This is a genomic window from Pseudoxanthomonas sp. LjRoot143, from assembly GCF_964252945.1.
Taxonomy (GTDB): domain Bacteria; phylum Pseudomonadota; class Gammaproteobacteria; order Xanthomonadales; family Xanthomonadaceae; genus Pseudoxanthomonas_A.
The window spans coordinates 1,140,941-1,155,485 of the sequence record NZ_CAXUPM020000001.1; the positions used below are offsets into that span (position 1 = coordinate 1,140,941).

General features: G+C 67.0%; 9 protein-coding genes and 1 tRNA gene. 6 read left to right on the forward strand and 4 right to left on the reverse strand.

The genetic code is table 11. From position 1 onward, the window contains the following. Window positions 1-7: 7 nt before the first annotated feature. The gene (locus tag ACSQ1W_RS05310; protein WP_436042073.1) at window positions 8-1,588 is read left to right on the forward strand and encodes a PepSY-associated TM helix domain-containing protein; all 1,581 of its coding nucleotides are present in this window, start codon (window positions 8-10) and stop codon (window positions 1,586-1,588) included. Between the two features lie 4 nt (window positions 1,589-1,592). On the opposite strand, the gene ACSQ1W_RS05315 is transcribed toward ACSQ1W_RS05310, so the two are convergent. Both ACSQ1W_RS05315 and ACSQ1W_RS05320 read right to left on the reverse strand, forming a co-directional pair. Continuing rightward, window positions 1,593-3,212 carry an alpha-amylase family glycosyl hydrolase gene (locus tag ACSQ1W_RS05315; protein ID WP_436046107.1) on the reverse strand — a complete coding sequence of 540 codons (1,620 nt, stop codon included), beginning with the start codon at window positions 3,210-3,212 and terminating at the stop codon, window positions 1,593-1,595. A 68-nt stretch (window positions 3,213-3,280) separates the two neighbouring features. Then, window positions 3,281-4,666, reverse strand: coding sequence for an MFS transporter (locus ACSQ1W_RS05320; RefSeq protein WP_436042074.1), 1,386 nt, complete (start codon window positions 4,664-4,666; stop codon window positions 3,281-3,283). 377 nt (window positions 4,667-5,043) lie between these two features. Between ACSQ1W_RS05320 and ACSQ1W_RS05325 the strand changes: the two genes are divergently transcribed. Together ACSQ1W_RS05325 and ACSQ1W_RS05330 are read left to right on the forward strand one after the other, a co-directional pair. Continuing rightward, a complete protein-coding gene (locus ACSQ1W_RS05325) occupies window positions 5,044-6,660 on the forward strand; it encodes an alpha-glucosidase family protein (RefSeq protein ID WP_436042076.1) in 1,617 nt (538 codons plus the stop codon). 319 nt (window positions 6,661-6,979) lie between these two features. Beyond that, window positions 6,980-9,754: a TonB-dependent receptor gene (locus tag ACSQ1W_RS05330; protein WP_436042077.1), complete on the forward strand. Its 2,775-nt coding sequence runs from the start codon at window positions 6,980-6,982 to the stop codon at window positions 9,752-9,754. Window positions 9,755-9,883: 129 nt separating this feature from the next. On the opposite strand, the gene ACSQ1W_RS05335 is transcribed toward ACSQ1W_RS05330, so the two are convergent. Together ACSQ1W_RS05335 and rnd are read right to left on the reverse strand one after the other, a co-directional pair. Further along, window positions 9,884-9,959: transfer RNA gene (locus tag ACSQ1W_RS05335), tRNA-Ala, on the reverse strand. Between the two features lie 17 nt (window positions 9,960-9,976). Further along, window positions 9,977-11,086, reverse strand: a complete 1,110-nt coding sequence (rnd, locus tag ACSQ1W_RS05340; protein WP_436042078.1) for a ribonuclease D — start codon at window positions 11,084-11,086, stop codon at window positions 9,977-9,979. Between the two features lie 102 nt (window positions 11,087-11,188). Between rnd and ACSQ1W_RS05345 the strand changes: the two genes are divergently transcribed. Genes ACSQ1W_RS05345 through ACSQ1W_RS05355 form a run of 3 tightly spaced genes read left to right on the forward strand, consistent with a single transcriptional unit; the run spans window position 11,189 to window position 14,534 of the window. Then, window positions 11,189-13,060 (forward strand): formylglycine-generating enzyme family protein, encoded by a 1,872-nt coding sequence (locus ACSQ1W_RS05345; protein ID WP_436042079.1) that lies wholly within the window; start codon window positions 11,189-11,191, stop codon window positions 13,058-13,060. Between the two features lie 17 nt (window positions 13,061-13,077). Beyond that, window positions 13,078-13,992, forward strand: coding sequence for a M48 family metallopeptidase (locus ACSQ1W_RS05350; protein WP_436042080.1), 915 nt, complete (start codon window positions 13,078-13,080; stop codon window positions 13,990-13,992). Beyond that, window positions 13,989-14,534: an SRPBCC domain-containing protein gene (locus ACSQ1W_RS05355; protein WP_436042081.1), complete on the forward strand. Its 546-nt coding sequence runs from the start codon at window positions 13,989-13,991 to the stop codon at window positions 14,532-14,534. Before ACSQ1W_RS05350 ends, ACSQ1W_RS05355 begins: the two co-directional genes overlap by 4 nt. Window positions 14,535-14,545 lie beyond the last annotated feature (11 nt).

Here is a 14,545-nt window from a genome sequence, read left to right on the forward strand (position 1 = left end):
TGAGTCGTTGAAACTGAAGTCTTCCACGCTGCGCACCTTCACCACCCTGCATACCTGGGTGGGTCTGGTAGCCGGCTTCGCGCTGTTCGTCGCCTTCTATGCGGGTGCGATCACCGTCTTCCACCACGATCTGATGGTCTGGCAATCGCCGCATGCCGTCGAGCAGCCCGTCGGCACGCTGGATGACGCCCAACACCTGCTCGATGAAACACTGGAGCGCCATCCCGCTGCGCGCACCTGGGTGGGCATGATGTTCCCGGGCGAAGAGTCGGCGCAGCCGCTCGTCTACTGGCCGGATGCCAAGGGCACCTGGTACTACGCAACGCCGGACGACCTGGCCGGCAGCACCGAACCGCCCGCGGCGGCGCTGGCCGAACTGGTCAACGCATTGCACTACTCGCTGGGCATCCCGGTGGCGGGCATCTATCTGATGGGTATCGTCAGCCTGCTGTATGGTGTGGCGCTGGTGTCCGGCATCGTGATCCACCTGCCCAAGCTGGTGGAGGACCTGTTCGCGCTGCGGCCGGGGCGCAACCTCAAGCGGTTCTGGCAGGACGCGCACAATCTCATCGGTGTGCTCGGCCTGCCGATGCACGTGATGTTCGCCGCCACCGGCGCACTGCTGTGCCTGGCGATGGTCGTCGCGCTGGCGCTCAACCCGCTGATCTACGGCGGCAAACTGATGGAGGCGATGCCGGCCGCGCTGGACACCGCACCGCAGGTCGCCGCCGCCGGCAAGTCGGAACCGCTGGGCGGCCTGGCGATGTGGCATGCGCGCGCTCAGCAAGAAGCGAAGCAGCGTGGGCTGGACGCGTTCGAACCCGTCTACCTGAAGCTCACGAACGCCGGCGACGCCCATGCCGTGGTCGAGATCACCGGCGAGGCGCCCCGCACACTGGGCGCGTTGGGCGCCGTGGCCCTGAACGCAAATACGGGCGAACTGATCGCCAGCCAGTTGCCGGGCAGCCGCGACGCCAACCACGCCACGCTGTCGATCGCCTACCTGTTGCATTTCGGCGAGTACGGCAGCGCCTGGGTGCAATGGCTCTACTTCCTGCTCGGCGTCGGTGGCGCATTCCTCTTCTATTCCGGCAACCTGCTGTGGATCGAATCGCGCCGCAGGAAGCGGCAGGCGGAGCAGGGCACCGCGCAGGTCTGGATGGCCAAGGCGACGGTCGGTTTCTGCATCGGCGTCTGCGTCGCCATTTCGGCGGCGTTCGTGGCGTCGCAGGTGCTGGAAGCGAAAAGCACCGTGTGGGGCGTCGACGTCGCGACCGGCATCAATGTCGCGTGTTTCGGTACCTGGGCGGCCTGCCTGGCCTGGGCTGCGTGGCGCCCGCCGATCCGCGCCGCCGTGGAACTGCTCGGCGCGGCCGCCGTGGTCACCGCGCTGGTGCCGGTGGCGCACGGCGCCATGACCGGTGCGTGGTTCTGGCAGAGCGCGGCGGCCGGCCATACCGCGCTGTTCGCGATCGATGCGGGTGCCCTGGCGATGGCGGCCGGCTTCGCCTGGCTGGCGCGCGTGTCGCGCCAGCGTGCCCGCGTCGGAGAATCCAACAGCGTGTGGGCGTTGCCGGGCAACGCCTGAAGACCTACTGCGGGTCGGTCTTCTTGCGGGCCATCAGGTCCGCCAGACGCGCGCGCGTGTCCTCGCGCGTCAGCGGCTGCTCGAACAGGAACACGCGCACGCCGTGCGCCGGCACGTCCGCCTGCAGGCGATTGCGCACGCGCTGGGTCTTGCCGGTGAAGGCATCTCGCCAGGTGCCGGCTTCCAGGTATTCGGACACCGACAGTTTGGCGGGCGCGTCGCCCTTGTTCAGCAGCACCAGTGCGGTCTGGGTGACGCCCTCGTGCTGCAGCACGCGATAGAAGATGGCCTGGTCGCCCTTCAGGCGGACATTGAGCTGCAGGCCGCGCTGAAGTGCCGGCGTGTCGCGACGCAGGGTGGCGATGCGCTTCAGCGGGGCGAAGATCGGGCTTTGCGGTGCGGCGTCGATGCGTTCCTGGCCGAAGTAGTTGCGGTTGCCCGCATGCTCGGCATGACCACGCTCGAAGCCGGTCTCCGAACCGTAGTAGATGACCGGGATGCCGCGGGCGGTGAACAGCCAGTTGTGCGCATCGGTGAAGCCCGCGTCGGTCGCTTTCATCCGCGCCATATCGTGGTTGTCGTAGAAGGTCATCAGGTCGTACGGGTTGGCGTACGGACCGTCCTCCAGGTACAGCGCCTTGCCAAGCTCCTCGTAGCTGGTGCCCGGCTTCTCGAACACCTCCGTGAGCTTCGCCTTCAGCGGGAAGTCCAGCACGCTGTAGCTGCCGTTGCGCGTCCACGTGTGGCCAGCGATGCTGGCCGCGTCGTAATTGAAGTTTTCGCCGAACATGAAGAAGCCCGGCTTCTTGGCGCGGATGCGGTCGGCGAATTCCTTCCAGAACGCATGCGGCATCCACGCGATGGTATCCACGCGGAACGCGGCCGCGCCCTGGTCGATCCACTGCTCGTAGGCGCCGACCAGGTAGTCCATCACCGCCGGGTTGTTCTCGTTGAAGTCGGACAGCTGCGCCAGTCCGCCGCCGGTGTTGTAGAACGCGTGCATCGGCTTGCGGCGCGGGTCGAGCTTGTCCGGGTCCAGGTTCTGGTGGTCGGCGATCAGCTTGCCGTCCTTGTCCCAGATCTTGCCGTACTGCGGCTGCATCTTCGGCATCGAGTAGGCGGGTGAACCATGGTTGCCGACGATGTCCAGCACCACGTCCAGCTTCTGTTCCTTCATGCCGCGGGTGAAGCCGGCGAAATCCAGGCCGTCGCTGGGCAGGTGCTCATCCAGCTTGTAGAAGTTGATGCCCCAGTAGCCGTGGTAGCCGGTCTTGCCGCGGTCGGTGAACATGCCGGCCCACTTCACTTCTTCGCCACCGGTGAAGGCTTCGTCCGGGTTGTCGATGATCGGCGTGACCCACACCGAGGTGAAGCCGAGGTCGCGGATGTAGCCGGCATTGTCAAGCACGCCCTTGAAGTCGCCCCCGAGGTAGCCGACGTTGTCGGTCTGGCCAGCCGGTGCGCCTGGGGTGGGGCGGTCGAAGGTCGGATTCTTGCCACCCTGGTCGCGATGGTCGTTCGACGGATCGCCGTTGACGAAGCGGTCGGTCAGCACGAAGTACACCGCTTCCTTCGCGAAAGGCTCGGTGGTGCCGTAGAACTCGTCGACGGGGACGACCGCCAGCGCAGTCGCAGGCATGCACAGCAGGGCCGTCAACGCGGCGGCGAGTGGACGGGACGTGGAGGGACGCATCAATGCACCTGGGGAAAAACGGAAGAAGAGGAAACGGACGCTTCGCGGACGCCCAGCAACGCGACCGCGGCCAGCAGCAGGCTGATGCCGCTGATGACCAGCGCAAAGATCGCTTCGTTGCCGAAGAAACTGCGCAGCGCAGGTCCCAGCAGCGTCGCGGCGACGATCTGCGGGATCACGATGAACATGTTGAAGATGCCCATGTAGATGCCCATCTTCTCCGCCGGCACATGGCTGGACAGCAGGGCATACGGCATCGACAGGATGCTGGCCCACGCCACGCCGACCAGGGCGAACGAGCCGATCAGCCAGGACGGGTTCGGCACGAACCACATCGACAGGAAACCGATGCCGCCCAGCACCAGCGATCCGGCATGCACCGCCTTGCGGTTGAGCGGCAGGCGGGCGGCGTAGAAGCTCAGCAGCAGCGCGACCAGCATCGACGACAGGCCGTAGTAGCCCATGTAGGAACCGACCAGGTCGGCCGCGTTCTGGAAGGCCGCATTCGCACTCGTAAAGGCCGTCGCCTGCGCCGGCACGGCCATGTCGAAGAGGGCAGGATCGGGCGCCGGTGCCTTGAACACGTGCTCGGTCAGGCCGGGCGTGGCCATGCTCCACATCGCGAAGAACGCCAGCCAGCTGAAGAACTGCACCACGCCCAGCCGCAGCATCTGCGCGGGCATGTGGATGACGTGCTGGACGATCTCGTTGATGACGTTGCCTTGCGCCTTCTTCTCGGCGCGGAATCGCTCCATGTCCTCGGGCGGGTACTCGCGCGTGGTGAGGATGGTCGCCAGAATGCTGGCCATGAAGACGAACGCGCCGATGGCGAAGGCGATCTTCACCGAGGGCGGCACCACGCCCGGACCGGCCTCGTTGGAGACGCCGAGCTGGGCGATGAACCACGGCAGGTTGCTGGCGACCCAGGTGCCGATGCCGATGATCAGGGTCTGCAGGACGAAGCCATACGAACGCTGTTCTTCCGGCAGCTTGTCGGCCACCAGCGCACGGAACGGTTCCATGCTGATGTTGATGCTGGCGTCGAGCACCCACAACAAACCGGCGGCCATCCACAGCGTAGGCGAGTGCGGCATGAAGACCAGGGCAATCGAACTCAGGATCGCGCCAGCGAGGAAGTAGGGACGGCGGCGGCCGAGCAGCGGATGCCAGGTGCGGTCGCTGAAGTAGCCGATCACCGGCTGCACCAGCAGGCCGGTCAACGGTGCCGCGATCCACAGCAGCGGCAGCGCGTCCTTTTCCGCGCCCAGTGTCTGGAAGATGCGCGACATGAAACCGCCCTGGAGCGCGAAGCCGAACTGGATGCCGAGGAAGCCGAACGACATGTTCCATATCTGCCAGAAAGACAGGCGGGGCTTGGCGGTCATTCGGATTCCCTGGCAGTGCGATGCGGACGAACGAAGGGCGCGCGCACGTCGGCGGGCGTGGCGGCATCTTGCCGACATGCGCGCATGATTCCATGCTGCACCGCAAACAACCTTTGTGCAGCGACGTCCGCATCGCCGCATGCCTCCGCCGCGTGCGGTCGCTATGGAAACCGTTGGTGCGCTTGCGTTTCGGGGATGAGCACGCATGGCACGCGCATCGTCGGGCGGTTACCGCCTCGATTCGTCCTGCCGCCACCTGCATACGTATTCATGCGCGCCGATGACGACCGGCCTGCGCGTATCCCGAGGCGTCGTGGAATAGTGGCGCCCGCCGAGCGCACCGGAGGGGTGCGTTACGCATTGCGACGGGTGCATCGATGACGAAGAACAATTGGTGGCGGGGCGCGGTGATCTACCAGATCTATCCCCGCAGCTTCCTGGACACCAACGGGGACGGAGTAGGCGACCTGCCGGGCATCGTCGAGAAGCTCGACTACATCGCTGGCCTGGGCGTGGATGCCATCTGGATCTCGCCGTTCTTCAAGTCGCCGATGGCCGACTTCGGCTACGACATCGCCGACTACCGCGACGTCGACCCGCTGTTCGGCACGCTGGCCGACTTCGACCGCCTGCTGTCCAAGGCGCACTCGCTGGGCGTCAAGGTGATGATCGACCAGGTGCTCAGCCACTGCTCGGTCGACCATGCATGGTTCAAGGAAAGCCGCGAGAGCCGCGACAACCCGAAGGCCGACTGGTACGTGTGGGCCGATGCGAAGGAAGACGGCACGCCGCCCAACAACTGGATGTCGCTGTTCGGCGGCGTCGCCTGGCGCTGGGAGCCGCGCCGCGAGCAGTACTACCTGCACAACTTCCTCGCCAGCCAGCCCGACCTGAATTTCCACAACCCGGCCGTGCAGCAGGCCACGCTGGACAACGTGCAGTTCTGGCTGGACCGCGGCGTGGATGGCCTGCGGCTGGATGCGATCAACTTCTGCTTCCACGACGCGCAGCTGCGCGACAATCCGCCCAAGCCGAAGGAAAAGCGCGTCGGTCGCGGCTTCAGTCCCGACAATCCCTACGCCTACCAGTACCACTACCACAACAACACGCAGCCGGAGAACGTCGTCTTCCTCGAGCGCCTGCGTGAGCTGCTGGACCAGTACCCGGACGCGGCCGCACTCGGCGAGATCTCATCCGAGGATTCCTTGGCGACCACTGCCGAGTACGTGACCGACCAGCGCCTGCACATGGGCTACAGCTTCGAACTGCTGACCGAGGACGGCAGCGCGACCTACATCCGCACGACGGTCGAACGACTGGAGGCGGCGATGGCGGAAGGCTGGCCCTGCTGGGCGGTGTCCAACCACGACGTGCAGCGCGCGGTGACGCGCTGGGGCGACGGCGATGCATCGCCCGCACTCGCGGCGCAACTGGTGGCGCTGGTGTGTTCGCTGCGCGGTTCCGTCTGCCTGTACCAGGGCGAAGAGCTGGGCCTGCCAGAGGCCGACGTGCCGTACGAAGCGCTGCAGGATCCCTACGGCAAGACGTTCTGGCCGAACTTCAAGGGCCGCGATGGCTGTCGCACGCCGATGCCCTGGAACGACGAGGCGCAGGCCGGCTTCAGTCGCGGTCAGCCGTGGCTGCCGATTCCGGCAGAGCACCGCGCCATCAACGTGGCGAACCAGGACGCCGATCCTTCGTCCGTTCTCAATCTGGTGCGCGGATTCCTCGCATGGCGGCGCACGCAACCCGCGTTGCGCAGCGGCAGCATCCGCTTCCTCGATGCATCCGAACCCGTGCTCGCCTTCGTGCGTGAAGAAGAAGGTCAACGCATCCTGGTGGTGTTCAACCTGTCCGCCCGGCCGGTGCAATGGCCGTTGCCGGACGGCATCGTCGCCGAGGCGCTGGAAGGCCATGGCCTGCAGCGTGCGACGCGCGAGGGCGGGACGCTGTCGCTGCCGGCGCGTGGCGTGTACTTCGCCAACATCGCCTGACACCCTGCCTCCGACCGCGTGTTGGAGGCCGTGCGCGCCGATCGAAGGCGCCATGTTCCGCCGCCACGATGCGGCGTTCATGAACCGGGCGCGGACATGATGCGGATGCCGTTCCAATGCCTGTTTTTCCGTATGGAATGCGTGTTACGGCGGTTCGCGGAAATATGCATGAATACGTATGCAGGCCGATTTGTGCGGCCGCGCACGCCACTACCATGGCCGCACATTCCGGGGCGCGTGCCCTGGCATGGCAGACCCGGGCGATCGCAGCATGCGACGCACCCGGTTCATCGCATACAACGTCCTTGGAGAGGGGAACATGCATTTCAAGCGCAACCTGCTGAGCGCGGCGTTGGCGTCCGCCATCGCGCTCACCGCGACCGGCGTCCAGGCCCAGACGGCCGACACGCCGGCTGACCAGAACCAGACCGACGCGACCGAACTCGACACCGTCGTCGTCACCGGCATCCGCCGCGGCATCGAGAGCGCCATCTCGGTCAAGCGCGATTCCACCTCCATCGTCGAAGCGGTATCCGCCGAAGACATCGGCAAGCTGCCGGATGTCAGCATCGGTGAATCCATCGGTCGCCTGCCTGGCCTGGCGGCGCAGCGTGTTGCCGGCCGTGCGCAGGTGATCAGCGTGCGCGGCCTGTCGCCGGATTTCTCCACCACGACGCTCAATGGTCGCGAGATGGTCAGCACGGGCGACAACCGCAGCGTCGAGTTCGACCAGTATCCGTCCGAACTGGTCGCCGGCGTCACGGTCTACAAGACGCCCGACGCCGGCCTCATCGGCCAGGGCCTGTCCGGCACGATCGACATGCAGACCGTGCGTCCGCTGAGCTTCGATGCGCCGGTCGGCACGGTGGGCGTGCGCGGCCAGCGCAACGCGCTGGGTGCCGCGGCGGACTCCTCCGCTTACGGCGAGCGCATCAACGCCAGCTACATCACCCAGAACGAAGCGCGCACGTTCGGCTTCTCTATCGGCTACTCGCACACCACCACGCCGATCCAGGAAAACCAGGTCGGCCTGTACGAACCGTGGCAGGCGATCGGCGACAACTGGCGTCCGGGCGTGCCGGCCGGCACGTTCTATTCCGACGGCATCAAGGCACTGCGCCGTACCGGCGAAAGCAAGCGCGATGGCGTGATGGCGACGCTGCAGTTCCGCCCGTCCAACGCCTGGACCAGCACCCTGGACCTGTTCCATTCGGAAGCCGAACAGGTCGACACGGCCAACCAGCTCGAAGTCCACATCGGCGACTACAACGGCACGAATGGCGCGATCCGGCTGGACGTCACCAATCCGAGCATCAACGGCAGCAATACCTTCACCGGGGGCACGGTCGGCAACGTCTATCCGCTGGTACGCGGCATGTACAACAAGCGCGAAGACGAGATCAACGCGTTCGGCTGGAACAACGAATTCACCGCCGGCCAGGCACGCATCATCGCCGACATCGGTTGGTCGCGCGCCAAGCGTGACGAGCTGAACCTCGAGAACAACACGCAGTTGCTGCCGTCGCCGCAGCAGTTCGACACGCTGCAGCTCCAGATCCGCAACAACGGCTTCTCGCAGATCAATCCCGGCCGCGACTACTCGAATCCGGATTCGCTGTACCTGACCAGCACCATCTACGGCTCGGGTTACGGCAAGGTGCCGAACGTGGTCGACGAACTGCGTACGGGCAAGCTGGCGGCCTCCTTCCCGGCGCCGGCCTTCCTGTCGTGGATGTCGGACATCGACGTCGGCCTGAACTACGCCGACCGCGAGAAGAACAAGCGCCAGCCCGAAGCCAACATCAACCTCGGCCCGCAAGGCGACACGACCATCGCGTCGGACCTGCAGTACCGCCCCGTCGACCTCAGCTTCGCCGGCGTCGGCTACATTCCGTCCTGGAACGTGCCCGGTGCGGTGGCCCGCTACATGACGTTCGAGCCGAGCGGCGACGCGTTCCCGTATCTGATCGCCAAGGCGTGGGACGTGCGCGAGAAGACCAGCACCGCCTACGTGCGCGGCAACATCGACACCGAATGGGGTGGCGTGAGCGTGCGAGGCAACGCCGGCGTGCAGGTACAGCGCGTCGACCAGTCATCCGATGCCGTCCGCCTTAGCGGTGGGTCCGATACCCAGCCCATCCACATGGGCAAGACGTTCACCGACGTGCTGCCGAGCATGAACCTGGCGTTCGGCTTCGAGAACGACCAGTCCCTGCGCGTCGCGCTGGCCAAGCAGGTGGCGCGTCCGCGCGTCGACCAGTTGCGCGCTTCGCTGGAAGTCACCGCGTCCGATGGTCCGGATCCGACCAACGGTACCGGCCTGCGCAATAGCTACGCCAGCGGCGGCAATCCGCTGCTGGATCCGTGGCGCGCCTACGCGTTCGATATCTCCTACGAGAAGTACTTCGGCACCCGGGCCTACGTGGCGGCGGCGTACTTCTACAAGGACCTGCAGACCTACATCTACACCCAGACCGATCCGTTCTACGACCTGTCCGCCTATACGCCCGACATCCCGCCGAATGCGAGCAACCCGGGCGTCGACGTCAATCCGATCGGCAGCTACTCGCGGCCGGTGAACGGCGAGGGCGGCACGCTGCAGGGCCTGGAACTGACGGCGTCGTTGCCGTTCGACATGTTCAGCGAGGCGCTGCAGGGCTTCGGCGTGGTGGCCAGCGCCACCTTCAACGACAGCAACATCCAGATCCGCGATCCGGAAAGCGCGTCCAGCGTCGGCGCCGGCGACATCGACCTGCCGGGCCTGTCCGAGCGCGTCTACAACCTGACGGTGTACTTCGAGAAGAACGGCTTCGAGGCGCGCGTCAACCAGCGTCGTCGTTCCGACTTCATCGGCGAGATCGGCAACTTCAACGGCAACCGCACGCTGCGTTACGTCGTCGGCGAGAACATCACCGACGCGCAGGTCAGCTACTCGTTCCCGGAGGGGCATGCGCTGGGCGGCCTGAGCGTGCTGTTCCAGGCCAGCAACCTGACCAACGAGGCCTACCAGACCTACGCCGGCACCAAGGACCGTCCGCTCGAGTACGTCGAGTGGGGCCGCAGCTACCTGCTGGGCGTCAGCTACAAGTTCTGATCGCGCAACATCTCGCTCTCCCGGCCCGCCGGCATCTAGTCGGCGGGCTTTTTATTGGTCGGAGGAGCCTTGCAGGCAGGACGCAGGCAACAAAAAAGGCCAGGCATTCGCCTGGCCTTTCGTGTTGGATGGTGGAGCCAAGGAGGATCGAACTCCTGACCTCGTCGATGCGAACGACGCGCTCTCCCAGCTGAGCTATGGCCCCACAAGAGCGGCGCCATTCTAGCCCGTGGCGGGCGCGGGTGCCAAGCCTGACCGGTCGAGGATGGGGTCCAGCGCCGGCGCCAGCTCCTGCCGCCGCCAGCCGGACAGCGCGGCGGGCCACTGGCCGGACTCCTGGAGGGCTTCCAGGTAGCGGCGCGAGGCCAGCACGCCGTCGGGCAGGCCGAGTTCCTGGCTGCGCGCGGACACGGCGTCCTGCAGGCGCTTGACCTGCGCCTTGTCGTCGTCGGTGGCGTTGCGCGCCACCGGCATCGAGGCTTCGTCGTCCAGCGCCGTGGAGAGCGCCTGCCAGACGGCGTCGGCCAGCTTGCGCGGGGCCTTGGGCTGGGTGTCGAACAGGCGCAGCAACGCGGCCTTGTCGATGGGCGGGGTGCGCGCCAGGGCGACCGCCAGTTCGTTGTCGAGGATCCAGCTGCGCGGCTTGTCGCTGGTGCGGGCCTGCGTCTCGCGCCAGCGCAGCAGGCGCACCAGGCGGCGTTGCGCCTCGACGTCGAGGAACTGCGCGCTGCGCATCGACAGGTGCGGCCAGCGTTCGCCCTCATCGTGCGCCGCGTTGTCGACGAAACGCGCGCAGTCCTCTTCCACCCACCCCTGGCGGCCTGTCGCCGCCAGTTCGGCCTGGAGGAAATCGTGCACGGCGAAGAGGTAGCGCACGTCGTCGGCGGCATAGTGAAGCTGCGATTCACTCAGCGGACGACGCAACCAGTCAGAGCGCGTCTCGCCCTTGGGCAGCGCGATGCCGGTGACGCGCTCCACCAGCTTCTGGTAGCCGATGCCGGCGGCGACGCCCGCGATGGCCGCGGCGATCTGCGTATCGAACAGGGGTGAAGGCAGTGCGTTGCAGGCGACCTTGAATGCCACCAGGTCCTCGCTCGCGCTATGCATCACCTTGGTGATCGAAGGATCGAGCAGCCATGGCCGCAAGGCCTCGGTCATGCCCGGGGCCAGCGGGTCGACCAGCAGCACGTCGTCCTCCAGCGCGATCTGCACCAGCGCGAGCTGGGGCCAGTAGGTGCGCTCGCGGACGAATTCGGTGTCCAGGCCGATCCGTGTGGGCCGGCGCTGCAGGTGCGCATCCAGCGCGGCGGGGGTATTGATCCAGTGGGGCACGTCTTCTCCACGTGATGCGTCGTTTGCTCAGTCAGGCGACAATAACCTAAGGTCCCGGTTCAGCCGGTAACGTCTGCCGGTCATGTCGGCCGGCATTCTCTCATGGGGGCCGGAGGCTCCCATCACGGAGGGTGTTTGCGCGCGATCCTCGCCGCCTTGTTGTTGTCGCTGCCGTGGCTCGCCGGTTGTTCGCGCGATGCCGCGAACCCGGACGGCGCGGACGACGGTGCCGATGCGATCCGCATGCCCAGCGTCACCGTCAGCGGCGACGACAGCGCCGTCGATGAATTGAACTGGCGTCCGCCCCCGGTTGCGCTGGCGCCGGAGGGCACCGCCGAAGCGCACCAGCGCGCCGCGGAAGCCTTGTCCGAGGGACGCCTGTTCGACGGGCCCGAGGATGCGATCCCGCTCTATCTCGCGCTGCTGCGGCTCGATGCCGCCGACACGCGCGCGAAGAACGGCCTTGGCCGAAGCCTGGACCGCCTGCTGGAGCAGGGCGCACAGGCGCTGCGGCACGCCGAGGACCGGACCGAGTCGTTGCGCCGTGCGCGCCAGATCGCCGCCGTGGCGCGGACGGTGGCGCCGGGCGATGCCGCGGTCGCCGCGTATCTGGCGAAGGTGGATGAGGCCGACCAGCTCACGCGGCTCAACCTCGCCAGCGAACGCGCCCTGCGCGAAGGCCGGCTGGGGGAGGCCGGCGGCGGAGCACTGGCCGGCTTCCGCGAAGTGCTCAAATGGAAGCCCGGCCAGCCACGCGCCACGCAGGGCGTGGCCGCGGTCGAGAGTGCGATGGTCCGGCATGCCGAGGATGCAGCGCTGGCCAGCGATTTCACCACCGCACTGCGTTGGCTGGAGCACGCGTCGAAGGTCCGCGAGGACGCGCAGACCGTGGCCGACGCACGCGTGCGCGTGGAGGCCGTCCGTCTGGCCCGCATCGTCGAGTTGCGCGACGCTGGCGTGCGCGACATGGCCACGCCGATCGGCCTGAAGGATGCGCGCATCAAGCTGGCCGAGGTGTTGCGCATCGCCGAGCCGGGCAACCGCGTGGCCGCCGACTTCCGCTTGCGTATCGATCTGGCCACGCACTATGGCCAGTTCCGCCCCGGCCAGGCCTTCACCGACGGGCTCCACTACGGGGGGCGTGGCCCGGAAATGGTGGTGGTGCCGCATGGCGGCTTCCTGATGGGGGCCGCCGCGGAAGAGAACGGCGCGGCCGATGCCGAGAAGCCGGCACACTACGTGCGCTTCGACCGTGGTTTCGCGATGGCACGGCACGCCGTGACGGTGGGCGAGTTCCGTCGCTTCGTCGAAGCCACGCAGTACCGCCCGCGCGCCACGCGCCGCGGGCATTCGATCGTCTACGACGAGCGCAGCGGCAACTTCGTGCGCCGCAGCGGCGTGGACTGGCAATCCGACTATGCGGGCCTGCGCGCCACCGACGACATGCCGGTGCTGCACGTCAGCGTGTACGACGCCGAAGCCTATGCCGAGTGGCTGGCCGGACAGACCGGACACAGCTACCGCCTGCCCAGCGAAGCCGAGTACGAATACGCGCTGCGCGCCGGCGAACAGGGCCGCTATCCGTGGGGCAACGGCCAGCCCCCGCGCGGGTTCGGCAACCTGACCGGCGGCAACGACACCTCGCCCAGCGGGCGCACGTGGAGCAACGCCTTCGTCGGCTACGGCGACGGTTACTGGGGGCCGGCGCCGGTGGGGCGCTTCCGCGCCAATGCGTTCGGCCTGAAGGACCTGGGCGGCAACACCAGCGAATGGGTAGGCGACTGCTGGCATGCCAGCTATCGCCGCGCACCGGCCGATGGCGCGGCGTGGTTCAATCCCGGCTGCCGGTCGCGGGTGGTGCGCGGCGGCTCCTGGGCCAGCTCCCCGGCGCAGGCGCGGGCCGCATGGCGTTCGTCCTCGGATTCGGATATGACTAATGCGCGGGTGGGCTTCCGCGTCGTTCGCGGCATCTAGCCGCCAGGGAGAGGGTGATGAGGCAAGATCCTTACGGTCGCTCGCAATACGGGCGAGGCGGCGGCGGACGCCGTGGCGGCGGGCTGGGCAACCTGCGCTGGCTGATCCTGCTGGGCTTCCTGGTCTACGGCGGCTGCTACTACTTCAGCAACCGCGTCGTCGATCCGTACACCGGCGAGAAGGTGCTGATCGACAACTCGATCGGCGTGGAAGAAGAAAAGGCCCTGGGCCTGCAGGCCTACCAGGAGATCCTGCAGCAGGAGCGCCCGGTCGATCCGAATTCGCAGATCGCGCAGCAGGTGCGCACCATCGCCCAGCGCCTGATCGCGAAGATTCCCGAGGTGGAAGCCGCCATCGCGGCGGAGAAGGGCACCCAGCCCAGCGGCAACTGGAAGACCTTCGACTGGGACGTCAACGTCATCGAGTCCGAACAGGCCAATGCCTTCTGCCTGCCCGGCGGCAAGATGGCCGTCTACACCGGCCTGATCCCGGTCGCGCAGAACGCCGACGCCGTCGCGGTGGTGATGGGCCACGAGATCGCCCACGCGCTGCTGCGCCACGGTGCGCAGCGCATGTCGCAGCAGAAGCTCACCCAGATCGGCCAGATGGCCGGCGCGATGAGCGGCATGGATCCGCAACAGCAGCAGATGGTGATGGCCGCGATGGGCTACGGCTACCTGCTGCCGTATGCGCGCGAGCACGAGACGCAGGCAGATGAAGTGGGCCTGATGCTGGCCGCGGCGGCCTGCTTCAACCCCGAGGAAGCCGTGCCGCTGTGGCAGCGCATGGGCGAAGCCAGCGGCGGACAGGCGCCGCCGGAGTTCTCGTCCACGCACCCGAATCCGGGTACGCGCATCCAGAACCTTACCGCGCTCATGCCGAAGGCGATGGAGTACCGGCAGAAATTCTGCCCACAGGGCGCGGCGCGGTGAAACGCTTGCTGCGCAGCGCGTTGCTGGCCGCGGCGATGATGGCCGCGCCGACGTACGCCGCAGTCAAGGATGCGACGCCCGAGGGTTTCACCGTCGAGAATTCGGTGTGGGTGCCGGCGAAGCCGCAGGTTGCCTATGCCGCGCTGGTGAACGATGTCGGACGCTGGTGGCCCGCGGATCACACATGGTGGGGCGACGCCTCGAAGCTTTCCATCAGCGATAAGGCCGGCGGCTGTTTCTGCGAGATCAGCGACGCGCAGCAGGCCTGGCACATGACGGTGACGTTCGCCGATCCCGGCAAGCTGCTGCGCATGACCGGTGGCCTCGGTCCGCTGCAGGGCATGGGGCTCAACGGTGCGCTCGAGTGGCGCTTCGCCGAAGAGAACAATGGCACCCGCATCACCCTGTGGTACCGCGTCGGCGGCTATACGCCGGACGATCTTGGCAAGTTCGCACCCGTCGTCGACAAGGTGCAGGGCGTGCAGCTGGGCGGACTCGCCACCTTCCTCGGCGTACCGCCGGCGCCAGCCCCTTCACGTTGAGCTTCATCCCA